Origin of the sequence: Kocuria arenosa, assembly GCF_042879215.1 — a bacterium.
Classification (GTDB): Bacteria; Actinomycetota; Actinomycetes; order Actinomycetales; family Micrococcaceae; genus Kocuria; species Kocuria arenosa.
In genome coordinates this window covers 1-23,497 of the sequence record NZ_JBHZTA010000015.1, presented here as the reverse complement: position 1 = coordinate 23,497, position 23,497 = coordinate 1, and the positions used below count along the sequence as shown (strand labels likewise).

Here is a 23,497-nt window from a genome sequence, read left to right as displayed (position 1 = left end):
CACCGTGCGGGGTGGCGTGCCGCGGCCGCCTCCACGGTGGTGGCGGGTCTGCTCTTCACCGGCGGGGTAGCGCCGGCGCAGGCGGCGACCACCTACAGTGCCCCACTGCGCACGGCGGTGAAGTCCTAGCCGGTGGCGGCGGAGAACAACGCCGGCTACAACCGGGACAAGCAGTTCGGCGACTGGAAAGACACCAACAAGGACTGTCAGAACACGCGGGCCGAGGTGCTGCAGAACGAATCCGAGGTGAAGACCAGCTTCACCACGACCAAGCGGTGCACCGTCAAGGGCGGCAAGTGGGTCACCACCTGGGACGGGCGCACCCACACCTTGGCCACCACCGTGCAGATCGACCACACCGTGCCGGTCCATGAGGCCTGGGGCTCCGGGGCGCGGGGCTGGAGCCAGACGAAGCGGGTGGCGTTCTACAACGACCTGGGTGATCACCGCACGCTCAGCGCCCAGACCTCCAAGCTGAACTCCACCAAACAGGCCCGCTGCCCGGAAGAGTGGATGCCGCCCAAGCACCGCTGCACCTATGTGGGGGAGTGGGCGGCGGTGAAGATCCGCTGGGGCCTGAAGGTCGACAGCAAGGAAAAGGCAGCCCTGACCCGGATCGCCGCGGCCTGCCCCAACGTGACCATCAAGGCCTGACCGGGCCCACTGTGTGCCAGCGGGCCGGACACCGCAACGGTGTCCGGCCCGCTCAGCGCTCCGCCGAAGGGGAACCACTCATCATGGGAATGGGCCTTACAACGTTAGTCAGACAGTCCCATTCGAGGCGGTGCAGCAGTTGGCGACCGCACTGGCCCCCGGCAACGAGTACTGGCAGCGGACCGTGCTCAAGCACCTGGGACTCGGTCTGGACCCTGACGAGGACATCACCCCGTTCCGCCGCTCAGTGTTGGTCCACGTCTTCCGGACCGGCCGGTCCCCGGTGATAGAGCGCTGGTACGGCCCCGAGAGCGACGTCGTGGCCGAGCTGGCCGTGCGCGGCTACATCGACGCCTCCGGGCGCGAGCTGTCGCTGACCGACGAGGGCCTGGCGGCCGCCGGGGTGCTGTGGCCGCGGTGCGTGCAGGTGGATTCCGGCACGACGTTCGTCTCCGGCTCTGATGCCTATGGGGTGATCCTCGGGGCGTTCGACGAGGAGGGGACCCAGACCATCGTGCGGCTGCTGGAGGTCCAGGCCTGAACCAAGGCATCCCCTCCGCGCAGGACCCCTACTACGAAAGTCAGGCATGTGACGGAAGGTTGCGACAGCACGACGCACCCTCATTCCCGTTCGCACATGGGGTGATGGTGGTGGACAGCAGGAGTGGCCGAAGGTCCTGGAGATCCACCGGGACGTCTTCATAGGGTGACCACGGTTGACCGACGACCCCCATCACGGCGCAACCAGACCCCCCCCTTCACCCTCCACCAGCGACGGCGCAGGACACCCCTGCCCTTGGGCTCCGTCGCGGAACAGGACCCACCATGCACGCTCCTTCTCCCCGGGCCCGCAAGATCGCCGGTCTGTCCGCCGCCCCCATCGCCGTCCTGGTGGCCGGCGTGATGGTCTGGCAGGGCTCCACTGCCGCCTTCACCGCCACCACCCGCAACGCCGGCAACTCCTGGGCCACCGGCCAGGTCGCCCTGACCGACGACGACGCAGGCCGCGCCGGCTTCACCGTGGAGAACCTCGTCCCCGGAGCGACCGGGGAGAAGTGCATCGAGGTGACCTCCAACTCCACCGTCGCCGGGCAGGTGCGCGCCTACACCCAGAACCTCTCGGGTTCGGCCGCCGGTCTGGAGGATCACATCGACCTGCGGGTCGAGCGCGGCACGGGCGGGTCCTTCGAGTCCTGCGGCGGCTTCGTCCCGGTCCCCGGTGCGCTGCCCGCCCAGTCGCTGACCACCTTGTCGCAGGCCAATCGCGACTACGCCACCGGCGGCGCCGTCTGGGACACCGAGGGCCGGGCGGGGGAGTCCACGACCTACCGCGGCACCTGGACCTTCGACACCGAGGGCCTGACCCAGTCCCAGATCGACGCGCTGCAGGGTTCTCGGGTGAGCGTGGACCTGGTCTGGGAGCTGCAGAGCAACGACGCCGCCTGATCCCTCTTCGTGACGAGCCGGGCCCACTACGAATCCAGTCCCACCGCCGAGCCGACACCTGACACGGTGATGGCCGCGCTGTGGGGCTGGGTCCGGCTGTTCACCGGCGCCGCCGCCCAGATCTACCTCGTGCTGCTGGCCACCCTGGCAGCGATCGCCCTGATCCCGGCCCTGTTCGGCTGGCACGCCACCGTCATCGAGACCGGCTCGATGGAACCGCACATCGACCCCGGCGACGTCGTCGTGCTCGCCGCCCTGCCGGAGGATCAGCCGGTGCCGCTCGGTGGGGTGGTGCAGTTCACCAGCCCCGCCGAAGCCCAGCCCAGCGGGGTGGAACGCTCGGTGCTGCACCGAATCGTGATCAACCACGAGGACGGCACCTACGCCACCGCCGGAGACGCCAATGCCGAAGTGGACTCCACCCCGCTGGTCCGGGAGCAGATCACCGGCCAGGCCCGCCTGCTCGTGCCGTTCATCGGGCTCCCCTCCTTCTGGCTGGGTGCCGGCCAGCACCTGCCCCTGGGCCTGTGGGCCGCAGCCACCGCGGCGGCGCTGCTGATCACCCTGGCCGTCTTCGTCCCGCGGGCACGCGACGACGACCAGGAGGGCGAGGAAGCGGAGGAGGACACTCAGGAGCTTCCGGTGCTCACCCGCCGCGGCGTCCTGGCCGTGGCCGGTACCGCGGTCCTGGCCGGGCTGACGGCCTGGCCGGTGCCGCCGAGCACCGCCGCCTTCACCGCCCGCACCGGCACCAGCGCTTCCTGGCGGTACGTGGGGATGCCGGCGATCACCCTGGGACGGGCCAGGGACTACGCGCTCCTGGCCTCCAGCCGCCTCACCGACCACACCCCCGGCGGGCACCCCACCCAGGTCGGCGGCAGCGTGGGCACCTACCCCGGTCTGGTCATCGAGAATCTGCAGTCCAGCGGATCACGGCGCAACGTCACCGGGACAGTCGAGCCCGGCACCACGGCGGCCGCCGGCGCCATGACCGACGCCCGTGCCCTCGAGGCCGCCCTGCACGCCCGCCCGAGAACCGCCAGCCGCCCCACCGTGCTGACGGGCAGGCTCACGCCGGGGATCTACACGAGCGCCACCGGGACCTTCACCGTCACCGGTGACCTGACCCTGGACGCCCAAGGAAACCCGGGCGCGCAGTTCATCTTCCGTGCCGCCGCCATCACCGCCGCGGACGGCAGCCGCGTGCTCCTGAGCAACCAGGCGAGAGCAGCCAACGCCTACTGGGCTTCGACCGGCAGCATCACCCTGGGCATCAGCACCACCGCCCGGGGCACCTACCTGGCCCGCGGCAGCATCGCGGCCAACACCACCACCGGCAGCCCCACCCAGCGGCTCACCCTGGAGGGACGCCTCATCAGCCTAGGCACCGCCGCCGGCGGCGGGGTCATCGAGGTGAACCGACCCAGCATCACGATCCCCACCTGAGACGACTCGAACTCCACACGGCGTTCAGGCCTTCGCCTCTATTGGGCCTCTTACACCGGTACCGCGACAGTCCCTTGCATCCCGGTCTACATATGGCCGGCTATAAGCGGGCCGCCAGGCGAAGTCGTGAGTATGTTTCGGGTGTCGAGCCAGCATCGACCATATTGCCCACGGACTGTGTTGCAGTAGGGATTTCCTGGTGGGCGGGTATTTTTGTTCGGGCCCGGGAGTACCGTAGAAGAAGTCGGACTGGCCTTCGGGAAGAAACGTGTCCGGCGCTGGCCTGAAGTCTTGATCGAGGCACTGCAGGGCGTTTGTGTGGTCAGTGGTGGCCGGACCGGGATGTCCCGACGGGCCGGCGCCTGGCAGGTAGCCCGTCATGGTCCGATCCGCGCGGCGACCTGAGCGCCGTGATGATTTCTGCAGTCTGGACACTGTTATGACATGGGTCCGCCATCACCGGCTTGTCGTCTTTTTCGTCTTGGCCTACGCCATCTCCTGGGCGCCCTGGCCGGCGTACGCGCTGGGCTGGACCTCGGATCCCGCCTTCCTGCCCGTGGGGCCGCTGCTGGCGGCCCTGGCCGTGATCGCCGTCACCGGCGGTCGTGCGGGCTTCCGCCGCCTGGGCCGGCGTCTGGTCCGGTGGCGGGTCGCCTGGTACTGGTACGCCGTCGCGCTTCTGCTGCCGGTGGCCCTGGTGGCCGTGACCGCAGTGATCAATGCGGCCTTCGGGGCCTCCGTGCCGGGTTTCGGTGAGCTGGCCTGGGGCCAGTTCCTGCTCGTGCTGGGTCTGCGCCTGGTGAATCCTCTGGACTCGGCCCTGGGTGAGGAGCCGGAATTCCGGGGCTGGGCGTTGCCGGTGCTGCAGTCCAGGCACTCCCCGGTGGTCTCCGCCCTGGTGCTCGGGGTGCTCGCGGCCGGTTGGCACCTTCCCTTGGTGGTCTACGGGTGGCTGGGGCCTGTGGGGCTGCCCTCCACGGTGGTGATCACCTTTCTGTACGTGTGGCTGTTCAACCGCACCGGTGGCAGCCTGTTGTTCCCGGTGCTCTTCCACGCGAGTCAGGGGGCGTTCACCTTCGGGTCCGTGTCTTCCACCGAGGCGGATCTGGAACGGGCCGGGCTGATCTACGCCGGTGTTCTGGTGGTGGTGGTGTCGGCGGTGCTTGTCCTCGACCGCCGTGCATGGTCCGTCGCCCCTCCTTCGGCCCTGGAGCCGTTGCCCTCCCGCTCGCCCGCAGCGCGGTGAAAGACGCTGTGCCGGCGTCGGTTGGTGGGCCTGCGTCCACCGGTAACCGGCCACGGTGCGGCCCGCACCAAGGCGGACTCCGCAGCGCTGCGGGGTTGCGCCGCCCCCGACGTGCCTCACCCGAGGTGGACGTAGGCTGCCGCCAGGAACAGCAGGAAGGCCACCCAGGTCAGTGCCGCACGCGCCCAGTTGTGTCGGAACCAGCGGTCCCGGGCCCCCTGCCAGTCGCCGGGCGGGTGCTGCGGATCCCAGCCGAGGATGACCGTGTAGTTCGGTTCGGCCAGGCGGCGGGAGACCAGCAACGGGCCGGTGACGGTGGCCGCCAGGCCGACCGCGGTCAGCACGAACGCCGCACCGAAGGACCGCTCGATCCACAGCCCCACCAACGCCACGGCCGGGGCGAGCAGCAGGGCGACCACCAGGAGGTGATTGGTCGGGGAGCGGCGGGCGATCCGCAGGAACCGGCCCATCTCGGTGGCGAAACCGGTCGCGTCCTGGCGCCCGTAGAGAGGGTGCAGAATCGTGGTCACGGTCAACAGCAGCCCCGACCACAGGCCTGCGGCCACCACACTGAGTCCCAGGCCGATCTCGGCGATCATGACAGCTCCTCCACGGTCCGACAGCGGGGCCGGGCGGGGATGAGGAACCGGCGCGGTGCGGCCGGGGCGAACAGCACGGCCGTCATGTGGATGAGGATGATCGGCAGCCGGTGCTGCACTTGCTCCAGGATCAGCGCCCTCACCAGGATCCCCGGTCTCCACCGGCCGGTGGAATCGAGTGCACTGGTGCCCAGCAGTACCGGGCCGAGCAGGGCGAAGCCGACCAGGAGCTGTACCGATGACCGGCCCGACCCGATGGCCGGCCGCTGCACCTGCCGTACCCGCCTCATGACCGGTCCCGGCGGTGTCGTCCGGGTCTGAAGGCCGCGCCGGCCAGAACCAGGACCCCGGCGGCGCTGGCCCAGGCGAAGGCGTCACCGCCCACCGAGTACCAGGTGGGGGTGCCCTCCGTGGGTACCGATGCCACCAGGGTGTGCTCCTCGGCGACGAAATAGTCCGCTTTGTGGCCCAGCAGACGGCCCTGGGCGTCCGTCGCCAGGGAGATGCCCTGGCGGGTGGGACGGACCACGGCTGCACCGTTCTCGATGGCACGGAACGGGGTCTGTTGCGCGTGCCAGGCGGCGACGCTGTCCCAGTCGCTGGAGGGCAGCAGGAGGATGTCGACCTGTGCGGCCCCGGCCTGACGGACCAGATCGGGGAAGAAATCGTCCTGACAGATGATCGTGGCCAAACGCCCGTAGGGCGTGTCGACGGTCGGGACGATCCCCGGACCGGGGTCGTGTCCATCGCCGGGTGTCGGCTTGGACTTCTGGTAGTCCCACACGATTGCACCGTTCGGGTCGAGCAGGACGGCGTGGTTCTCGTTCACCGCCCCACCGGTGGCGGAGCCACCGGTGGCCAGTTGCACGATCATCGAGACCTGCAGGTACACCTTGTGCTCCCGGGCCAGCTCCGCCGCCCGGGCGAGAACGTTCGTCTGGTCCTCCTCCAGCGTCCGTGCCGCAGCCTCCGACCAGACGATGATCTTCGCGCCGCCGATGGCCTGCTGCTCCGAGCGGTCGAACAGCTCATCGATCCCCGGTGTGAAGTGCTCATCGCGCACCGAGGCCCGTTCGACCGGACTGGCCGTGCTGAGGTCCGGTGCGGCGTAGGCCAGCTCGGACAGGTGCCGGTCAGGTGCCAGGGCGGCGACGCGGACGGTTTCCGCCCCCGGGGCGCTGAAGGCCAGCCGGGCTCCCCCGAAGAGCAGCACGGCAGCGGTGAGGGCCGCGAACAACCCGATCGAGGACATCGCCCCCGAGTCCGAAGGTCCTCTTTCCCACACCTCGTTGGCTACCGGGGCGAACCAGCTGACCAGGAAGGTCAGTCCCCAAATGCCCGTGATGGAGACCAGTTGCAGGAGCGGCAGCCCGGCATACTGCGAGTATGCCGTGCTGCCGGCGGTCCCGAAGGGGTTGCCGATCGTGCCCAGAAACTCCATGGTGGTCACCGCCGCCGGAAACACCAGCGTGCGCAGGACACCAGTCAGGCGGGGGGCAAGGATGCGGTCCACGGCGAACGGCAGCGCGCCGCCCAGTCCGAGGGTGGCAACGAAAAGGTAGTACCCGGGCCCGTCGATGACCGGGAAGAAGCCACCGCGCAACGCGATGAGCAGGGCACCCGAGATCGCCAGCACCAGGATCGGGCACCCCACCAGCACACGTTGGGTGCGGGCGAAGCGCAGCAAGAAGACCGGGGCCAGCCAGGCCGTCACCGGGATGAGCGTTTGAAGGGTGGCGAAGGAGAGCAGGGCGGTGCCCACGACCAGCCAGATCCACGACCATCGTCGGCGGTGAAGGTATCCGGACGAGCGCTGCCTCCGGTGCGTCTCGTCAACGCGTGGCGGGAGGCTCTCAACACCGGCCGTGTGCATGATGACTCCTCAACATGGTGCTGGCAAGAACGCCTACCACCAGCAGGACGTCGACTCCGACGTCCCCCAGCCGGTCGAACGGCGCCCCGAGCCCCTGCTAGTCGCGGACCCAGCACTCGATCAGCCGGTGGCGCCCTCGGTGAAGAATCGGGCGTCGTGGAACCGATCGTCCATCATCGACCTAAACGCCGACGAGGTCGGCGCCCTCGGGACCAGACGAGGTCGATGCCACACCGCCGCCTCGCTCTTCCATCATGATGAACCCGCCCCGGCCCGAGTGCACCACCCCCTGGAACAACCACCGGTATGTCGGGACCGCCGCGCCTTCAGATGACGTCTGATCTGGCTTGCCCACAGAGCGGGAAGCAGGCGACATGTACTCAAGATGAAAGTCGAGAGGCGACCTGCAAGGGGCTTTACATATGGCCAGTTAACGGTGTCATTGAGTTAGTCCCGGGGAGCCGGCGTGGGCTGGTCGGGGAAGCATTCCAGGATTGGGCACACCAGCACTCGGTGGGTGGGGCCGCGGGTGGTGATTCAGCGGATGGTGTAGCCGCCGTCGATGGCAAGGGTTTGGCCGGTGATGAGGGAGGCGGCGTCGCTGAGCAGGAAGGCGACGGCGCCGGCGACGTCCTCGGGCTCGCCGAACCGGCCGGCGGGGATGCGACTGAGCAGTTCTGCTGCCCAGTCCGGGCGGTCGAGGGTGGATGCGGTGAGTTCGGTGCGTACGAAGGTGGGGGCCACGGCGTTGACGCGGATGTTCTCGCGGGCCCATTCCAGGGCCAGGAGTTTGGTGAGGTGGATGAGGCCGGCTTTGCTGGTGCCGTAGGCGGCGCGTTCCTCGATCGCCACGAGCCCGGCCTGGGAGGCGACGTTGACGACTGCACCGCCGCGTCCGTGGGAGAGCCAGTGGCGGGCCACGGCGGTGGTGAGGAAGAAGCTGCCCTTGAGGTTGGCGTCCATGACGGCGTCCCAGTCCTGGACCGTGACTTCGACGGCCGGGCGCGGGATGTTGATGCCGGCGTTGTTGACCAGCAGGTCGATCCCGCCGGTCTCCTCCAAGGTGTCGACGAGTCCGGGGAAGGAGTCGATGTCGGTGATGTCCAGGGGCAGCGGTGCGGTGCCGTAGCGGTCGGCGATCTGCCGGGCGGTGGCGGGGTCGCGACTGGTGCCATGGACCACGGCTCCGAGCTCGGCGAGGGTGTCGGCGATGGCCCGGCCGAGTCCGCGGCCGGCGCCGGTCACCAGCGCCTGGTGGCCCTCGAGACGACAGCCGGCGGTCATCGTCGGTCCTTCCTGCTCTGGCGGGACTGGGCCGGGGCATATGACGTGGCTGGCGTTGGGCTGGTCATGGGAGTCAACCTTTCCGGGGGTGGAGTGCTGCGGAATGGGCAGGAGCGTGGAGTGCCGGGGCAGTGGGGGCACCTTCTGGTCGGTGCCCCCACTGCCCCGGCGCTTCCACCCGTGTGCCGCGGTCTTTCCTTCGTGTCGGCGACTACCGCGCGGGCTGTCCGACGGTGGCGAGGTCGATGTCCTTCGTCTCGGGGGTGAAGGAGACTGAGAGCATGGCGATGGCGGTGGTGGCGATGACGATCAGGACCACCACGTTCGTGCCGCCGGTCCACAGCACGATGGCTCCAGCCAGGGCGGGCATGAACCCGGCCAGGAGGATGGAGGCCATCTGGTAGCCCACGGAGATCCCGGAGTAGCGCACCGCGGTGGGGAACATCTCGCAGTACAGCGCCGGCAGCGGTGCGTAGACCAGGGCGTGGCCCAGTGCCAGGAACAGGGACACTCCGAGGATGATCGCCCACTGCTCACCGGTCTGGACCAGGGCGAAGATCGGCCAGGCGGTGACGATGATCGCGGTCCCGCCCAGGAAGAAGGTCTTCTTGCGCCCGATGATGTCGGAGAGCCGGCCGAAGATGGGGATCATCACGATGTTCAGCGCGGAGCCGATCATCACGGCGATCAGCCCGTAGTTGCGCGGGACCTCCAGGGTGGTGGTGACGTAGGAGAGGACGAAGACTGTGAACAGGTAGTAGTTGCCGGCCTCGGCGAAGCGGCCGAAGATCGCGATCAGCAGCGGCTTGCGGTGGTGCTTGAACAGGACCTTGAGCGGGGCCTTGTGCTGCTCCCCGGCTTCGGCCATGCGGGCCTGCTCGGCGAGGAACTCCGGGGACTCCGCGGCGTTGAGCCGGATGTAGAGCCCCACCGCAGCCAGCACCACGGCGAGCAGGAACGGCACCCGCCAGCCCCAGGTCTCGAAGGCGTCCCCGGAGATCGCTGCGGAGGCGGTCACGGCGGCGGTGCCCAGCAGCAGCCCGCAGGAGACCCCGATCTGGGGCCAGGAGCCGTAGAACCCGCGCCGGCCCTTCGGGGCGTTCTCCACGGCGATGATCGCCGCCCCGCCCCATTCCCCGCCCACGGCGAATCCCTGGGCCAAGCGCAGCACGCACAGCAGGATCGGGGCCCAGATGCCGACCTGTTCGTAGGTGGGCAGCAGGCCGATGAGCACGGTGGCCACGGTCATGATGGCGAAGGTCAGGATCAGGGTGGCCTTGCGACCGATCCGGTCTCCGAGGTGGCCGGCGACGAAGGCCCCGACCGGACGCGCCACGAAGCCGACGCCGAAGGTGGCGAGGGCCGCGATCTGGCCGATGCCCGGGGCCATGGCGGGGAAGAACAGCGGGCCGAAGACCAGGGCGGCGGCTGTGGCGTAGACGGTGTACTCGTACCACTCGACGATGGCGCCGATGGTGCCCGAGTACAGGGTGCGGCGGCGCACCTGCTCGGGGGTCATGGTGGCGGTGATGGCCATGGAAGGCTCCGTTCCGGGAGGCGGTGGTCGTGGGGCGACGGTCAGGGTAATGCTGGGACTGCTCGTTCCACGGCTCGGCAACGAGCCGTGGAACGAGCAGCAGGACGCGTGCGGGGATTCAGTTGCCGAAGGAGTGCTCGGACCAGGCCAGCGTGTCCCCGCGGTACTTGGCCGCTCGGACGTCGCCGGAGCGGGCGTGGCCCTCGAAGCGCTCAACCCGGGAGGCACGTCCGCACAACTCGCCGAAGAAGGCGCTGGAGTCCTTGTCGGTGACTTCCTGATAGGTGACGGTCTTGAGGTACTTGCCCACCCACAGGCCACCGGTGTAGCGGGCCGCGCCGCGGGTCGGCAGCACGTGGTTGGTGCCGATGACCTTGTCGCCGTAGGACACGCAGGTGCCCTCCCCGAGGAAAAGCGCACCGTAGTCGTGCATCTTCTCCAGGGCCTCCCGCGGGTTCTGGGTGAGGATCTGCACGTGCTCGTAGGCGTAGTCGTCGGCCAGGGCGTAGGCCTCGTCCAGGGTCTTCACCACGTGCACCGCGCCCCAGTCCTGCCAGGCCGGGGCGGCAAAATCCTTCGTGGGCATATCCACCAGCAGCTCGTCGATGTGCTCGATGACCTTCCGGCCCAGCTCCTCGCTGGTGGTGATCAGCACCGCCGGGGTGTCGGGGCCGTGCTCGGCCTGGGAGAGCAGGTCCACGGCCACGATGAAGGGGTCGGCGTGCTCATCGGCCACGATCAACACCTCGGTGGGCCCGGCGAACAGGTCGATGCCGACCTCCCCGAACAGCTGGCGCTTGGCCTCGGCCACGAAGGCGTTGCCGGGCCCGGCCAGCATGTTCACCGGCTGGATGGTCTCGGTACCCACAGCCATCGCGGCGACGGCCTGGATGCCACCCAGCAAGTAGATCTCATCGGCTCCGGCCAGGTGCATCGCCGCGATCGTCGCATCAGGCATCTCGCCCTTGATCAGTGGTGTGCAGGCAGCCACCCGCTGCACCCCGGCGACCTTGGCGGTGACGATGGTCATGTGGGCGCTGGCCAGCAGTGGGTACTTCCCGCCCGGGATGTAGGCGCCAGCGGCCTGGATCGGCACGTTCTTCTGCCCCAGGTGCACACCGGGCAGGGTCTCGATCTCGAAGTCGGACAGCGACTCGAGCTGCTTGGACGCCATGTGCCGGACCTGCTCCTGGACGAAGGTGATGTCCTCGATCACCTGCTGCGGCACCCGATCCATGACCTCAGCCAGCTGCTCGTCGGTGAGCAGGAATGACTCGGGCCCGTAGTTGTCGAACTTCTGCGAGTACTCCCGCACCGCCGCGTCACCGCGGGCCCGGATGTCGTCGATGACACCCTCTACGATGGCCCGGACCTCGGGCGTGCTGCCGCGGCCGGTGTCGCTCTTCCCCGGGCTCTTGAGCATCGTGGAGGTGACGGAGGAGGTGATGGTGGTTTCTGCGGACATGGCAATGCCTTTCCGTGGTCGGTCGAGGGGCAACTCAGGGCCCCTCGGCGGTTCCTGTGAACCAGGACACGTCAAACTGTATACGTATTCACAACACAGCGAAACCCTTTGCAACCGAGCGTGTATACGTATACAGAACTGTTACGTTCTGAGTGGCCGTGCGTCACGCCCGGGGCTTCGCGAAGGCGTATAGATTGAAAGCGCGTCGGCGATCGTGGTCGACGACAGGGCGGGTCTCATGGGCCTCAGCCGCTCGATAGGTGATCGCCCGGCAACGAAGGAGGACGGCATGGTGACGAGCCGCGACGTGGCGCGACTGGCCGGGGTGTCCCAGGCGACTGTCTCCCGGGTGATGTCCTCGGCGACGAACATCGCCCCCGACACCCGGCTCAAGGTGCAGGCGGCCATGGACGCTCTCGGCTACGTGCCCCACGCCGGGGCCCAGGCCATGAAGACCCGGCGGGCGCGCATCATCGGGGTGGTCGTCAAAGACATCACCAACCCCTTCTACCCGGAGGTGATCGACGAGCTCACCCGCGAACTGGACCGAGCCGGCTACCGGGTGGTGCTGTGGAACGCCGGCGGCGGCAGCCACCACGACGCGCTGACCGCCATCCGGGAACGGGCCGTCGACGGGGTCATCTTCACCACCGCCACCGGAGAGACCGTGGAGCTGCAGGTAGCCCTGGAGCAGAAAAGCCCGATCGTGCTCATCAACCGTGTCGTCGAGGGTTTCGACGCCGACCAGGTCGCCAGCGACAACGTCACGGGAGGGGCAACGGTGGCCGACTACCTCTGCGCCCACGGACGCACCCAGGTCGCGTTCATCAGCGGCCTGCCCGATGCCAGCACGTCCCGCGACCGGGGCCAGGGTTTCCTTGACCGGATGCAGGAGCTTGGGCATCCCGTCCCCGAGGAGCTGCGCTTCCAGGCCGACTTCTCCCATGACCTCGCCCAGCACGTGACCGGCAAGCTACTGGATCGGGCCGACCGGCCCGAGGCGATCTTCTGCGCCAACGACTACATGGCCTTCGGGGCCCTCGACGCCCTGCGCCGCCGGGGGCTCTCAGCCCCCGAGGACTGCTGGGTCATCGGCTACGACGACGTGGACATGGCCTCCTGGCCCTCCTTCGACCTCACCACGGTCCGCCAGCCCAGCCGGGAGATGGCCCGGGCCGGGGCGAAAATGCTCCTGGATCGTCTTGCCGCCCCGGATTTGCCGCCGCAGCACCGGCGGTTCCCGTGCAAGCTCATCGTCCGCGGCAGCACAGATGTGCCCGCCGAGGGTCCGTGATCATGCCCTGATCTACGGGCGCTCATGGGACGTTCGTCCCGGCAGCCGGGCTGAAGTCCCCCTGCGGGGTGCATAGCAAGCTGGAAGGTGCGATGCCCTTTTGCAACCAGAGATCGCGGGCATGGCGACGTCCCCGTGCCGTAGGGATGGGCGCGGTGCGAACGTTTGCCTGATACGGGCACGCATGAGTATAGGGCGGAGAGAGAATGCGGGGGTGGGCGGAAACCAGCACATCGTCGCCCCCACCGGACGCCTCGATTGCTGCCGCGGGAGCGAGAACCCGATCACCTGATCGGGCGGCATTCCGCCCCCGGGCCGTGCGTCCAACCGAGACGGTGGTGACCATCACCATCAACTGCGCCCGGCGACGATCCCGCAGTAGTCAGTGATAGCACCCTTCACGCGGCAGGGGCCGGACCCTCAGCGTCGAGCCTTCAGAACACCGCCGGGGCCTCCAATCAGCCGTTGAAGCCCTCCTCGAATGCCGCCTTGAGTTCGGCATCCGCCGCCCGCTCAGCGTCCTCAATCTCTGCTTCGGTGAGAGCCCGGAACTGCTGACCCGGGAGGAACTGCCCCTGCCGCAGGGCCACCGCGACTTCGGGCAGCGCGGCCAGCAACCCCTCAAAGCGCTTGTGCTCCATGCCGTTCACCTCCCCGGAGGCCAATTGCCCCTTCAAGGTACAAACCCATTGATCCAGGGACAACGCGATCCGCAGGTGTTCGGGGTACTTTTCCGGCTCGGCTTCCAGAAGCTTGTGGAAATCGTCGTCCGTCAGCCCGATGACATCCTTGTCCTTGAATCCGTAGTCCTGAGGGGTGGCCATCTCTCATCCCTTCGTCGGTGCCGGGCGCGAACCCGAGGCTGCCCGCCGGGAACACGCCACCGACCTACAGCCACGCACAAACCCAGCTCTCGGCGGCAGGGCAGCTACCCAGGCGATTCCGGCAACGACCTGGGCCACGCCGGCGGCCCGCATCAGGCCGGGGTGCTCGACGAACATCGACAGGATCCGGCGTACAGGGTCGGGCCCGATCACCCACCGGGCGGCGTGGCGGGCCGGGAACAGGGCGGCGATGACACCGTCACCGATGGTGACCAGGGCAATGCTCTCTGCGATGCGGGCCTGCATGGGAACCTCCTCTGGAATCAACGTCGCAATGCCAGCGTGCTTGCAGACAGTGCTGAGCTTTTACGCCCTGGGTCGTGCCTGAGCCGGCGGTCGTTGCCCGTGCGGAGTCAAGGGGCGGGCGTTCTTGCCGGCTCACCTTTCCCCTTTTCCTGGTGGAGGCTCAGCCGAAGGAGATCAGCTCCACCAGCTCCCCGACCCGGTCCTCGGGCAGGGAGCGGGCGAGGTCGGCCTGGCTGATCATGCCGACGAGATCGTGCCCGTCGATGACCGGCAGGCGCCGGACCTGGTGATCGGTCATCGTCGTAATCGCCTCGTCCACACTGTCGTCGGCCCCGATCGTGACCGGTTCGCCCTCTGCCAGCTCCCCGGCCGTCACCGTGCGGGGGTCCCCGCCGGTGGCCAGGCACTTGATGACGATGTCGCGGTCGGTCACCACGCCCTTGAGCCGGTTGTCCTCCCCGCAGATCGGCAGAGCGCCGGCGTCGAGGTCTTTCATCTTCTGCGCGGCCTCCTGGAGGGTTTGGTTCTCACCGACGCACTCGGTGCCGGGCGTCATGATCTCGCGTGCAGTGGTCATTGCGGGTCCTCCTGGAGCTGATGCCTGGCGGCGGAGTGTCGGGTGGATCCGGTGACGCTCATGCCGACCACCGGACCGGGGACATGGTGGAAGTTCGCGCCCGGCCCCGCGGGGCGGTCACGGGTCGGTGAGCCGGCGCCTCGATCGGGGGCAGTACCTCCACTGGGCCAGTACCGGAGCCGGCTTCGCCGACCTCGATCGCCCAGCGCAACAGATCAACCGCGGCCGCCTCCACGTGCTCGGCGACGGTGAGATCCACGGTGACCGCCACCCGAGGCATCAGCCTCCGGGCCGCGGCCACCACCGGATGCAGGCCGTGCTGGTTGGCCTCGGTCACGCATCCGGTGAAGAGCAGGCGCACCTGGCCCCCGTGCGCGTCCACCTGGACGAGCACGCCGAGCTTGTGGTCCATGGAGAGCATCCTTCATCGCATGCTGGGAACCTCAGGCCCTGTGCAGGGCCCTTCTCCACGGTAGGGAGATGGCGGCCGGGCCGACAAGGATCGGTCTGTCCACCACCCCACATCTCCCTAACCGACGAGTAGCGGGAATGTCGGGCCGCGATTCCTCCCTTTCATCGGCGGAGAGGTTTGTGATGACGTCCTGTGAGGCTGGTTGCGCACGTTCCACGGACCCCGCGTTGCGGTTCGAGTTTCTGTGCGGGCGCGGGTGTTCCGGCGCCATCGGATGGCGCACACCGGGGTAGATCTTTTAAACCCTTCTCGGGTGCTGATGAGGCTTCGGGGCGGGACAATGGGAAGCGATGGGACCTTCTGCCGCCCGTACGTTGCTGCTCACCGCCACGCTGCTGCTCGGCGCGGGCCCGGTCCTGGGGTGGCTTCCCGGCCGCAGTGGCATGGGGGTGGCGGGGATGGTCGTTCTCGGCGTCCTGGTCGTCGCTGTGGTCGTGGCCGCCGTCATCGTGGTGGTCATCTGGCGGGCCATCCGCCGCGACTGACCAGCGCGCCGGCCGAGGGAACGCATCACGGATCCGGCGCCATCTGTCCCCCGGGGTCGGGAAGGATGAATGCGGGGCTTCCACGGACCGCCGGGGGCCTCAGCCGGTACGGGCAGGCCGGGACGTCCCCCGATGCGGTAGGGAACCCCCGTCAAGGGAATCTTCAGCACGCCGTGACATCACATATGGCCTGTTGCCGGCTGGTGCCTGGCGCGATGATCTCTGCGCTGCTGGTGGAAGGTGTCGACGGCAACAGTGCAGTAGGGGTCCACTCGCGAGTGTGCCCCACTCTGGCGTGGGCGTTCAGCCTCACCGGACGAACAATTGCCGGTTGGAGCATGGCCGCCGGGTTTCGGTGTCGATGATCTCGGTGGCGATCTCGGCGATGCTGCGATGGCTGTCCTGGGCCGTTGTACGGAGCAGGTGCAGGGCTTCCTCTCGGGGGATGCCGTAGCGGGCCATCAGCATCCCGGCGGCGGTGCCGACCTCCTGAGCACTGTGCTGGGCCTGTAGGGTGCGCCGGTGCTGGTGGTCAGCGGCGACCACCGCCACGGCGTGGGAGGCCAGCACGCTCCCGGTCCACAGCGCCGGCGCGCCGAAGGCGTCGACGACATCGGAGTACAGGGTCAGCCCCACGGTGGTACCCGGCTCCTCGGGCAGGGGAAGACGATAGACCAGCAGGGCTGCCACACCCAGGTGCTGCGCGGCCCGGGCGGCGAGCACAGGCCAGCGGCGGTCCCGGGGCAGATCTTCGACCAGGTGGACGGCGCCCTCCAGTGCCGGGTCCACGGTGGGGCCCTGCCCAATGGAGTGCTGGAGGGCGTCGGCATCGGCGGCCATCGGGGCGGTGGCCACCAGGGTGCGGAACCGCCCCTGCCCGGTGATGCTCACGCTGGCCCACCGGGCGCCTCGCACGTGATAGACCCCCGCCTGGGCGATCGCGGCCACCGCCGCCCCGGCCGAGACCGTGCCCAGCCGCTGACCCAGGGAGCTCAGGACCCGGTTGATCTCGGCCAGCTGCACCGAGGAGTTGATGCGCGCGGTTCCGGTCATGCCCGGGCACTCCCACCCGAGGACTGCCATGTGCCCGTCCTGGGGCACCGGTCCGTGGTGTGCGCGGCGGCCGGTGTCATGCCGCCCACGGATCCGAGGTCTGCAGGCGGGGCACAGCGGGGCCAGGGGTGTGCTCATGGGTGGGCAGGCCGTTGGGTGCCAGCAGTTCCACCGGGCTCGCCCCGTCGGCGGTCTCGTCGTGGTCGATCGCCCAGCGCAACAGGTCCACCGCGGCCGCCTCGACGTGCCCGGCGGCGGTGAGATCCACGCTGACGGTCACCGGGGGGATCAGCGTCCGGGCCCGGTGGACCAGCGGGTACAGGACGTGCTGGTTGGCCTCGGTCAGGCACCCGGTCACGGCCAGGCGCACGTAGGCGCCGTCGAGGTCGATTTGGACGAGCACGGAGATCTTGTGGTCCATGAGAGCATCCTTCGTCGCATGCAATCTGTCTCATGGCCGCCTTCTTGACCTCTCCCCACGGTACGCGCCTCGTTCCGGGTCGACCAGGGATTTGCAGGGTTTGCACCTAGGCCCATGGGTCCCACGGGCGGCAGAAGAACTCCCGACAGGCACCGTGCGTCCTGGGCCCGAGGTGCTACCGCCGCCCCAGGGTCGCCGGCTGTGCTGTGGCCGGCCTAGCCAGAAGGGCACTCAGCTCCTGCGGCTTTGCAGACGGCCGGTCAGCGGGGCTCCGCCCGCCTGGGTTTGGCGCCGAGGCCCCGAGACCGTGACGTGGGGGAAATCCGTGGTCATGGTCGCGATCTGTTTGACCTCGACGTCCCCGGTCGGATCGGGAACGTCGTCGCCTGTAACGTGAAATACGTGGTGGAGGCTGCGGCGACGGGACCGCTTTCGAGGTCGAGTGCCTGCCGGGCTGAGCAGAGTGCTCGAGGACTCCGTCGGTCCGTCTGTTTGTACACCCGTTCTGAGAGCCCTTCCGGGATGGGGCGGCACATGCTGGATCTGGTCGAGGGTCTCACCGGTCGGGCGGATGTGACGGTGATGTGCCGCACCGGTCCCCGCGCCCGCTGGCTCTTCGAGGAGGCCGCCGCACTCGGTGCCCGCACGGTGGCGCTGCCCAGCCCGCACGATCCGACCTATCCGCAGGTGATCGGCGACTTCCTGTCCTCCCATCGGGTGGACGTCTTCCATGGCCATGCGGGCTGGGGCTGGGAGGATCCCGACGGGCTGCGACTGGCCAGGGCCGCCGGGGTGCCGGCCGTCGTGATCACCCATCACCTGCCCTTCCTGCTTTCGCGGCGGGACAAGGCCGAGAGGCTGGTCGAGAACACGTCGTTCGCCCCCTGGAGGATCGCGGTCTCCGACGGACTCCGGGACACCTACATCGCGCGAGGGGTCAGCGAGGAGCACTTCATCACCGTGCCCAACGGCGTCAGGCCCCGACAGCATCCTCCGGGGCGGGCCGCGGCCAGGGGGGCCCTGCACCTGCGGCCGGAGGATCTCGTCGTGCTCTCGACCGGGCGGCTGACGCACATGAAGGGGCAGCGGTATCTGATCGAGGCCGCCGCACTGCTCGCACCGGTCTGTCCGAAGTTGCAGGTGGTGATCCTGGGGGAGGGAGAGCTGCGCCAGAACCTCGAGGACTTGGTAGCCGAGAGTGGTCTTGCCGGCTCGGTTCACCTACCGGGCCACCGGGGCGACGCCCGGATGCTGCTGGACGCCGCCGACGTGTTCGCGTTGCCTTCCCGGGCTGAAGGCATGCCGTTGGCGCTGATCGAGGCGATGGAGGCCGGCTTGCCGGTGGTGGCCACCCGGGTGATCGGTTCCACGGAGGTCGTGACCGATGGGGAGACGGGGCTTCTCGTGCCGGCGCAGGACGCCGGGATGCTGGCCGAGGCGCTGGTGAAGCTGCTCGGTGATGGTGAAGTGCGCGCGCTGTACGGCGCAGCCGGCCGCAAAAGATATCTGCGTGACTACACGGTCGAGGCCATGGTGACGCGGACGCAGGCCGTCTACGACCTGGCTCTGGATGCTCGTTACTAAGGTGGTGCGGTGCAGGCTTCCTCCACGGTGAGTGACAGCGGCCCCAAGGTCAGGGAGCATGCCGATCAGCCGGCACCGCGGCAGCCGGCCACGGCGTGCGAGCACCACCAGCTCGACGTTGCACGCTTCCAGCATTGGGACAAGGGGCCTGCGAAGACTTTCCTGCTCCCGAGACAGTAGTGTCCGGAGACGTGCATCCGGGCGCTCCCGCGGCCGAGCATGTGAGCGGCCCACTCTCCGGAGCTGGTCATGTGTAGGGGGATTGCCTCACCCGGTGTATCACCGGGCAGGTTCAAGGCCAGGGCGGTCAAGTGGCACCACACGTGCGGCACCGGGAACTTCGCCGTCCCTTCCGAGGCCGATCCGTCCGTTCCCCGTTGCCCAGCGCAGGTCCTGGGCGCGCCGGTAGCTCAGCGCCCCGGGGATCCGGCCCTTCTCGCCCAGCGGGGTCCCACGGGCGAAGTCGGCCCACAGCCTGCGCAACTGGCGGCCGTGGGCGTTGATCTCCTCCCACTCAGCCCCGGCGACGAGGCCGGTGCCGGCCCAGGTGTGCTCGTGGCCGAACAGCAGCGGAAGGTCGATGGCGTGGGCCGCCCCGTACTCGTTGCCCGCAGCGGCCCAGGAGATCTCGTAGGTGTGGGCGGCGCCACCGGCGCGGGTGTGGCGGGTGGCGAAGCGGCGGATCGCGGTGGAGTAGACCGCTGCGGTCACGTAGCTCACGACGGCGCGGCGGATCAGTGCCCCGACCACCGGCAGCCGGATCCACCGTTGCAGGATGGTGGCGGTGGGGATGTGCAGTCGTGCTTCCTCGGTGGTGTGACCGATGAGGACGTCGATGTGCGGGGCCACCCGGTCCCAGGCCGCCTCGATCTCCTCCTCGTCGGGCAGGGGGTGGTGACCGTACTGGGTGCCGAAGGCCATCGCACCCATGAGCCCGAAGGAGGCGGCGTGGGCGGCGACCTCGGACTGGAGGGCCACCACCTCGGCCACCGGGGTGTCGGCGGTGACGATCTCGGCCGCACGGTTCGTGGCCTCGTTCATCGCCGCCCGGCCGCGGGAGATGCCCAGCGGGGGGCTCTGGAGAATGGCACGCCGAAACAGCGAGGCGGCGTCGGGGGTGGCCATGAGGTGGGCCACCGCATCAGCCCCGGCGGACTGGCCGAAGGCGGTGACGTTACTGGGGTCGCCGCCGAAGGCGGAGATGTTGCGCCGCACCCAGCGGAAGGCTTCCAGCTGGTCGAGCAGGCCGAGGTTGGCCGGGCGGTGGTGGCCCGAGCCCAGGTAGCCGAACAGCCCGAGCCGGTAGGTGACCGTCACGACCACCACGCGTTGTTCGGCGACCAGCCGGGCCGGGTCCATGATCTCCGCGTCTCCGGCTCCGGTGGTGTAGGAGCCGCCATGGATCCACACCATCACCGGCAGGTCTTCTCCGGCTGCCACGTCGCGGGGCAGGGTCACCGACAGCCGCTGACAGTGCTCGTCCCGCGGCAGATCCCCCATGGCCCCGCCGAGGACCTTCTCGAGGAAGGCCGAGGCCACCTGCGGGCACGCCGGGGACGGTGCCGTGGCGTCGAGAGGCTCCGTCCAGTCGGTTGCCGGGGTGGGGGCGGTGAACCTGCCGGCCGTGGCGTAGGGGATCCCGGTCGCCCGGATCACCTCACCGTCGGTCCAGCCATGGACCGGCCCGCACGGAGGCATGAACGACCGCATGATGATCAGCTCCTGGCGACGAGAATTGACGTGGCCGGCTGCTGGACCCCACCCAGGCTAAAGGCCGAGACCTGCCCTGACCAGGGGTTTGCACGCTTTGCACCCCTCTGGCACCGGAAGGGAGGACGTCCGGACCTCCAGGGCCGCTGCTGAGGTCACCACCGGCACCGAGCTCACCGGCCTCACCTGCGTCACTGGAGATCATGAGACCGACTTTGGGGCCGCCCGGAGCGGCGGCGGGCACGGGTGGCAGACCCAGGGCCCGGGTTGTCACGGCCCCAGACGTGTTCTTCACCACGAGCCGGCGGACGCCAGGGCAACCGGCCCCCCGGCCAATCGGAGGCCGTCTTCGAAAGCATCCTCGGCATCCGAGTGGAGGTGCAAGGCCGCAGTCGTCTCTGGATCCCCGACCGGGTGCAACTGGGACCCCCAGACTGGCCAGCCCCAGCCCCGGTCCTGGCCCGAGCCGCTGGCACAGTCCGGCACCGGCCAGTGGCACCGGCGCGTCAGGTCGCCGCGGGGCTCGATGTCTTCCCCGAAGACGCGTCTACCGCCGGGGCCTACCCGATCTCGCGACGGAGGACGAGGAGTCTTCCAGCACCGGGGGAGGCGGCCGATCCCGGGGAAGCATCCTCCTGTCACGTCCTTGGGCCAGGGTCTTACTCCTCGGGAGTGGTGTCCGCACCGTGGAGCAGGTCCCGGGTGTAGGGCAGCCGGGGCTGGTGCTGGGCCTCGAGCAGTTGATTGGCGGCGTGGATGAGTATGTCGCGTTGGAAGGCCGGCAGGTGCAGGCACTGCTGCAGGTAGGCCTCGATCTCGAACTGTTCCACGGTCCCGCCCTGCCCGCGGTAACCCTCCCACAGGGCTTGCAGGGTGAACCGGTCACGGTCCATGGTCTCGCTCAGCAGCCAGGCCTGGGTGGACCCGGCGGTGGTGTCGTCCATCTGCTCCTCCGACGATGTCGACTTGAAAGCCTTTGTTGGTCCTCATCCGGTGGTGTGCTCGGTGCTGTTGTGTCCTGGGTCATTGCGCAGGTGGGCTGGGGTGGGGGCCCCGGCGGTCAGCAGGTCGGTGCGTACGCTTTCGTCGCTGTCGTGCCAGTTGTCCTCGACCAACCCGGTGCCGCGGAACACCCCCGGTGTCCCCGGGGTGCTATCAGCTGATCGGTGTGGCTCCCCAGGCAGGTCTTGGTAGTGGGCTCAGCGGTCATCGCCATGTGCCTTCCTGTACGCCCCGGTCCACACGGTTCGGGGTCCCGGGGTGGCGCCAGTACCGGGAGAGCACGCCGGTGGCGTCGGAACCATGAACCCCACCGGGGGGAGGGATTCGTCGGGGTCGGGGTGGTCGATCTCCCAGAGCAGGAGATCCATCGCGGAGGCCTCCCACGAGGCGGTCCCGGTCAGATCCACCAGCACCTCGAGGCCCGCGGTGAGAGCCTGGGTCTGCTGGAGCACCCGGAGCAGGAGCTGATGGTTGGCCTCGGTCAGGGTGCCCGTAACAGTCAGATATACCTGGTGGGTAGCCGGGTCGATGTCCGTGATGACCGACAGCTGCAGATTCACGAGCATGGCTCCTTCGCGGTGCGTTGGTCCCGGCCCGCTACTGAACCTGATCCCAGGCTACGGTCCTACCCTCGGCCTGACCAGGGCCCACTTGATCCGGTCCATCCCTCACGGGCGGTGGTCTCCTTGCCCTCCTGCTGTGGTGGGATCACCGAGGTTCAGGGCGGCAGCCACGACATCGTGGAGGTCGCGGCGGGGCGTGGAGGCCTCGCGCTGGGTGCGGGCCCCTGTCCATCGCGCAGGATGGCCGCGACCACGGCCTGGACCTGCTCGTCCTCGCTGGCCTCGGGGAGTACCGGGTGCAGCAGCTCCAGCAGCTCGGCCACCACTTCCCCGGCTGCGGCCGGGGTGCCCGTGGTAGGGCTCACCAGCTGGGCCTCGACCCCTGAGCGGGCGGCCCGCCAGGACCAGGCCCGCAACTGGGTGGCCCCCACCGGGGCCGGCGGCAGGCCGGCACGCCAGGCGCGGGCTGCGGTCTCCACCAGAGCGCGCACCAGGGCGACGATCACTCCCGAGTGGACGGGGTGCAGGAACACATCGGCCACCCGCACTTCCGCGGTTGGGAAACGGGCCGAAAGTCGGGCGTCGAAGTAATCCATCCCGTCATCGACCGGCACCCCGGACTCCAGCAGGAGCCGCACTTGCCGGTCGTACTCGGCCACCGTCCCGAAGATCTCGCCGGCCCCGGCAGTGGGCCACCGTGTCCAGGCCTGGTACCGGTAGGAGGCGAAGCCGGTGTCCACCCCGTACCGGAACGGACAGTTGGTACTCAGCACCGGCAGCCACACCCGGATCCGGTCCAGCAGCGCCACGCCCTCCTCACGCGATGTGATCGCCACGTGCACGTGGAAGCCGCAGGTCAGCTGTTCGGCCGCCAACCGGCCCACGTGCTGCTGGATCCGGCGGTACCGCGCTTCCGGGACGAGGTGCGGCAGATCGGCAGACACCGACGTCGCCTACGCCACCGCCCGGGCAGCCTCATCGGCCAACTTCCGGCCGGTCCGGATGGCGGCGATCTGTTCGCTCAAGGTGAGCTGGGGCGAGCCGATGACATCGATCTGCTCCTGCTGCAACTCCACCGTCAACGCATGGCAGGCAACCACCTCGGCCGGCTCCGCGGACAGGGACACCGTCTCCGGATGGCGCGGGCCGCGCCCAGGCGCCGCTCGTGGTGGTGGGCCACCTCCTTGCCGACGGCCAACGGCTTCAGAGTCTCCGCATCGACGAGCAACAGCTCCTTTTCCGCACCGAAAGTCCGCACCGGATCCGCTCCTGGTCGACCGTCTTTCCACCATCGTGGGCCCCACAACGAAACGGCGGAAGCCGCAGACCGGAGACAGGAAACCACCAGGACACCAACACGTCCGATATCTGTCGCAGATGATGCAGTGGGGGATTTCCTGGCGGATGGGGCTGATGGGTGTTTGACCACCGGCCGCGGGGCCATAATATTCGCCTAAGTACGCTTACTATGCCGGAGCGGGGTGGCCGGCGGGACCCCACCACGGTGCGACGTGGCCGGGGTCGTGCGCCCGCCCGTACCAGGACGACTGCCCCTATGGGGTCGGCCCTGGAACGGACACTGTCGGAAAGGTCGTCATGACGAGATCCATCGCTGAACAGAAGGTCCATGAGCTCGGCGGGCGGCTGAGCGTGCTG

The 23,497-nt window shown here is 69.0% G+C and carries 25 protein-coding genes; 8 read left to right on the top strand and 17 right to left on the bottom strand.

Annotated elements, in window-relative coordinates:
* Positions 1-132: 132 nt before the first annotated feature.
* The 5 genes from ACFYE3_RS17590 to ACFYE3_RS17570 all read left to right on the top strand — a co-directional run bounded on the left by ACFYE3_RS17590 (position 133) and on the right by ACFYE3_RS17570 (position 4,792).
* Positions 133-654 (top strand): HNH endonuclease family protein, encoded by a 522-nt coding sequence (locus ACFYE3_RS17590; protein ID WP_387611320.1) that lies wholly within the window; start codon positions 133-135, stop codon positions 652-654.
* A 139-nt stretch (positions 655-793) separates the two neighbouring features.
* On the top strand, positions 794-1,195 hold the full coding sequence (locus ACFYE3_RS17585; RefSeq protein ID WP_387611317.1) for a hypothetical protein: 402 nt from the start codon (positions 794-796) through the stop codon (positions 1,193-1,195).
* A 284-nt stretch (positions 1,196-1,479) separates the two neighbouring features.
* The gene (locus ACFYE3_RS17580) at positions 1,480-2,100 is read left to right on the top strand and encodes a hypothetical protein (protein WP_387611314.1); all 621 of its coding nucleotides are present in this window, start codon (positions 1,480-1,482) and stop codon (positions 2,098-2,100) included.
* A 9-nt stretch (positions 2,101-2,109) separates the two neighbouring features.
* Positions 2,110-3,546, top strand: a complete 1,437-nt coding sequence (locus ACFYE3_RS17575) for an ice-binding family protein (RefSeq protein ID WP_387611311.1) — start codon at positions 2,110-2,112, stop codon at positions 3,544-3,546.
* 481 nt (positions 3,547-4,027) lie between these two features.
* Positions 4,028-4,792, top strand: a complete 765-nt coding sequence (locus ACFYE3_RS17570; RefSeq protein WP_387611308.1) for a CPBP family intramembrane glutamic endopeptidase — start codon at positions 4,028-4,030, stop codon at positions 4,790-4,792.
* 116 nt (positions 4,793-4,908) lie between these two features.
* On the opposite strand, the gene ACFYE3_RS17565 is transcribed toward ACFYE3_RS17570, so the two are convergent.
* The 6 genes from ACFYE3_RS17565 to hisD all read right to left on the bottom strand — a co-directional run bounded on the left by ACFYE3_RS17565 (position 4,909) and on the right by hisD (position 11,550).
* Positions 4,909-5,391 (bottom strand): hypothetical protein, encoded by a 483-nt coding sequence (locus ACFYE3_RS17565; protein ID WP_387611305.1) that lies wholly within the window; start codon positions 5,389-5,391, stop codon positions 4,909-4,911.
* The gene (locus tag ACFYE3_RS17560; protein ID WP_387611302.1) at positions 5,388-5,681 is read right to left on the bottom strand and encodes a hypothetical protein; all 294 of its coding nucleotides are present in this window, start codon (positions 5,679-5,681) and stop codon (positions 5,388-5,390) included. The genes ACFYE3_RS17565 and ACFYE3_RS17560 overlap by 4 nt, the downstream gene beginning before the upstream one ends.
* Positions 5,678-7,153, bottom strand: coding sequence for a nitrilase-related carbon-nitrogen hydrolase (locus tag ACFYE3_RS17555; protein ID WP_387611299.1), 1,476 nt, complete (start codon positions 7,151-7,153; stop codon positions 5,678-5,680). Before ACFYE3_RS17555 ends, ACFYE3_RS17560 begins: the two co-directional genes overlap by 4 nt.
* A 648-nt stretch (positions 7,154-7,801) precedes the next feature.
* A complete protein-coding gene (locus ACFYE3_RS17550; protein ID WP_387611296.1) occupies positions 7,802-8,548 on the bottom strand; it encodes an SDR family NAD(P)-dependent oxidoreductase in 747 nt (248 codons plus the stop codon).
* Between the two features lie 211 nt (positions 8,549-8,759).
* Positions 8,760-10,085, bottom strand: coding sequence for an MFS transporter (locus tag ACFYE3_RS17545; RefSeq protein WP_387611293.1), 1,326 nt, complete (start codon positions 10,083-10,085; stop codon positions 8,760-8,762).
* Between the two features lie 118 nt (positions 10,086-10,203).
* Complete coding sequence (gene hisD / locus ACFYE3_RS17540) at positions 10,204-11,550, bottom strand: histidinol dehydrogenase (RefSeq protein ID WP_387611291.1); 1,347 nt, start codon at positions 11,548-11,550, stop codon at positions 10,204-10,206.
* A gap of 289 nt (positions 11,551-11,839) precedes the next feature.
* On the opposite strand from hisD, the gene ACFYE3_RS17535 reads away from it, so the two are divergent.
* On the top strand, positions 11,840-12,844 hold the full coding sequence (locus tag ACFYE3_RS17535; RefSeq protein ID WP_387611288.1) for a LacI family DNA-binding transcriptional regulator: 1,005 nt from the start codon (positions 11,840-11,842) through the stop codon (positions 12,842-12,844).
* Between the two features lie 458 nt (positions 12,845-13,302).
* On the opposite strand, the gene ACFYE3_RS17530 is transcribed toward ACFYE3_RS17535, so the two are convergent.
* The 4 genes from ACFYE3_RS17530 to ACFYE3_RS17515 all read right to left on the bottom strand — a co-directional run bounded on the left by ACFYE3_RS17530 (position 13,303) and on the right by ACFYE3_RS17515 (position 14,963).
* Positions 13,303-13,668, bottom strand: a complete 366-nt coding sequence (locus ACFYE3_RS17530; RefSeq protein ID WP_387611286.1) for a hypothetical protein — start codon at positions 13,666-13,668, stop codon at positions 13,303-13,305.
* 3 nt (positions 13,669-13,671) lie between these two features.
* On the bottom strand, positions 13,672-13,974 hold the full coding sequence (locus ACFYE3_RS17525; protein WP_387611283.1) for a hypothetical protein: 303 nt from the start codon (positions 13,972-13,974) through the stop codon (positions 13,672-13,674).
* Positions 13,975-14,134: 160 nt separating this feature from the next.
* A complete protein-coding gene (locus ACFYE3_RS17520; protein ID WP_387611280.1) occupies positions 14,135-14,551 on the bottom strand; it encodes a CBS domain-containing protein in 417 nt (138 codons plus the stop codon).
* 58 nt (positions 14,552-14,609) lie between these two features.
* A complete protein-coding gene (locus ACFYE3_RS17515) occupies positions 14,610-14,963 on the bottom strand; it encodes a hypothetical protein (RefSeq protein ID WP_387611277.1) in 354 nt (117 codons plus the stop codon).
* A 350-nt stretch (positions 14,964-15,313) separates the two neighbouring features.
* On the opposite strand from ACFYE3_RS17515, the gene ACFYE3_RS17510 reads away from it, so the two are divergent.
* Positions 15,314-15,508: a hypothetical protein gene (locus ACFYE3_RS17510; RefSeq protein WP_387611275.1), complete on the top strand. Its 195-nt coding sequence runs from the start codon at positions 15,314-15,316 to the stop codon at positions 15,506-15,508.
* 309 nt (positions 15,509-15,817) lie between these two features.
* On the opposite strand, the gene ACFYE3_RS17505 is transcribed toward ACFYE3_RS17510, so the two are convergent.
* A complete protein-coding gene (locus ACFYE3_RS17505; RefSeq protein WP_387806173.1) occupies positions 15,818-16,561 on the bottom strand; it encodes an ANTAR domain-containing protein in 744 nt (247 codons plus the stop codon).
* A gap of 76 nt (positions 16,562-16,637) precedes the next feature.
* The gene (locus tag ACFYE3_RS17500) at positions 16,638-16,982 is read right to left on the bottom strand and encodes a hypothetical protein (RefSeq protein WP_387611270.1); all 345 of its coding nucleotides are present in this window, start codon (positions 16,980-16,982) and stop codon (positions 16,638-16,640) included.
* 522 nt (positions 16,983-17,504) lie between these two features.
* On the opposite strand from ACFYE3_RS17500, the gene ACFYE3_RS17495 reads away from it, so the two are divergent.
* Complete coding sequence (locus tag ACFYE3_RS17495) at positions 17,505-18,566, top strand: glycosyltransferase family 4 protein (protein ID WP_387611268.1); 1,062 nt, start codon at positions 17,505-17,507, stop codon at positions 18,564-18,566.
* Positions 18,567-18,845: 279 nt separating this feature from the next.
* On the opposite strand, the gene ACFYE3_RS17490 is transcribed toward ACFYE3_RS17495, so the two are convergent.
* The 5 genes from ACFYE3_RS17490 to ACFYE3_RS17470 all read right to left on the bottom strand — a co-directional run bounded on the left by ACFYE3_RS17490 (position 18,846) and on the right by ACFYE3_RS17470 (position 22,968).
* Positions 18,846-20,276: a carboxylesterase family protein gene (locus ACFYE3_RS17490; protein WP_387611265.1), complete on the bottom strand. Its 1,431-nt coding sequence runs from the start codon at positions 20,274-20,276 to the stop codon at positions 18,846-18,848.
* Positions 20,277-20,935: 659 nt separating this feature from the next.
* The gene (locus ACFYE3_RS17485; RefSeq protein ID WP_387611262.1) at positions 20,936-21,220 is read right to left on the bottom strand and encodes a hypothetical protein; all 285 of its coding nucleotides are present in this window, start codon (positions 21,218-21,220) and stop codon (positions 20,936-20,938) included.
* A gap of 255 nt (positions 21,221-21,475) precedes the next feature.
* On the bottom strand, positions 21,476-21,838 hold the full coding sequence (locus tag ACFYE3_RS17480; protein ID WP_387806170.1) for a hypothetical protein: 363 nt from the start codon (positions 21,836-21,838) through the stop codon (positions 21,476-21,478).
* Positions 21,839-21,996: 158 nt separating this feature from the next.
* Positions 21,997-22,785, bottom strand: a complete 789-nt coding sequence (locus tag ACFYE3_RS17475; protein WP_387611257.1) for a YbdK family carboxylate-amine ligase — start codon at positions 22,783-22,785, stop codon at positions 21,997-21,999.
* Positions 22,786-22,794: 9 nt separating this feature from the next.
* On the bottom strand, positions 22,795-22,968 hold the full coding sequence (locus ACFYE3_RS17470; RefSeq protein ID WP_387611254.1) for a hypothetical protein: 174 nt from the start codon (positions 22,966-22,968) through the stop codon (positions 22,795-22,797).
* Positions 22,969-23,497: the final 529 nt, after the last annotated feature.

Bases quoted from the DNA above. Each gene is read 5' to 3' on its own strand.
- ACFYE3_RS17525 (WP_387611283.1), bottom strand. From the start codon at position 13,974: ATGCAGGCCCGCATCGCAGAGAGCATTGCCCTGGTCACCATCGGTGAC.
- ACFYE3_RS17495 (WP_387611268.1), top strand. From the start codon at position 17,505: ATGGGGCGGCACATGCTGGATCTGGTCGAGGGTCTCACCGGTCGGGCG.
- ACFYE3_RS17535 (WP_387611288.1), top strand. From the start codon at position 11,840: ATGGTGACGAGCCGCGACGTGGCGCGACTGGCCGGGGTGTCCCAGGCG.
- ACFYE3_RS17565 (WP_387611305.1), bottom strand. From the start codon at position 5,391: ATGATCGCCGAGATCGGCCTGGGACTCAGTGTGGTGGCCGCAGGCCTG.
- ACFYE3_RS17510 (WP_387611275.1), top strand. From the start codon at position 15,314: ATGGGACCTTCTGCCGCCCGTACGTTGCTGCTCACCGCCACGCTGCTG.
- hisD (WP_387611291.1), bottom strand. From the start codon at position 11,550: ATGTCCGCAGAAACCACCATCACCTCCTCCGTCACCTCCACGATGCTC.
- ACFYE3_RS17505 (WP_387806173.1), bottom strand. From the start codon at position 16,561: ATGACCGGAACCGCGCGCATCAACTCCTCGGTGCAGCTGGCCGAGATC.
- ACFYE3_RS17520 (WP_387611280.1), bottom strand. From the start codon at position 14,551: ATGACCACTGCACGCGAGATCATGACGCCCGGCACCGAGTGCGTCGGT.
- ACFYE3_RS17515 (WP_387611277.1), bottom strand. From the start codon at position 14,963: ATGGACCACAAGCTCGGCGTGCTCGTCCAGGTGGACGCGCACGGGGGC.
- ACFYE3_RS17560 (WP_387611302.1), bottom strand. From the start codon at position 5,681: ATGAGGCGGGTACGGCAGGTGCAGCGGCCGGCCATCGGGTCGGGCCGG.
- ACFYE3_RS17530 (WP_387611286.1), bottom strand. From the start codon at position 13,668: ATGGCCACCCCTCAGGACTACGGATTCAAGGACAAGGATGTCATCGGG.
- ACFYE3_RS17545 (WP_387611293.1), bottom strand. From the start codon at position 10,085: ATGGCCATCACCGCCACCATGACCCCCGAGCAGGTGCGCCGCCGCACC.
- ACFYE3_RS17485 (WP_387611262.1), bottom strand. From the start codon at position 21,220: ATGGACGACACCACCGCCGGGTCCACCCAGGCCTGGCTGCTGAGCGAG.
- ACFYE3_RS17550 (WP_387611296.1), bottom strand. From the start codon at position 8,548: ATGACCGCCGGCTGTCGTCTCGAGGGCCACCAGGCGCTGGTGACCGGC.
- ACFYE3_RS17490 (WP_387611265.1), bottom strand. From the start codon at position 20,276: ATGCGGTCGTTCATGCCTCCGTGCGGGCCGGTCCATGGCTGGACCGAC.
- ACFYE3_RS17500 (WP_387611270.1), bottom strand. From the start codon at position 16,982: ATGGACCACAAGATCTCCGTGCTCGTCCAAATCGACCTCGACGGCGCC.
- ACFYE3_RS17580 (WP_387611314.1), top strand. From the start codon at position 1,480: ATGCACGCTCCTTCTCCCCGGGCCCGCAAGATCGCCGGTCTGTCCGCC.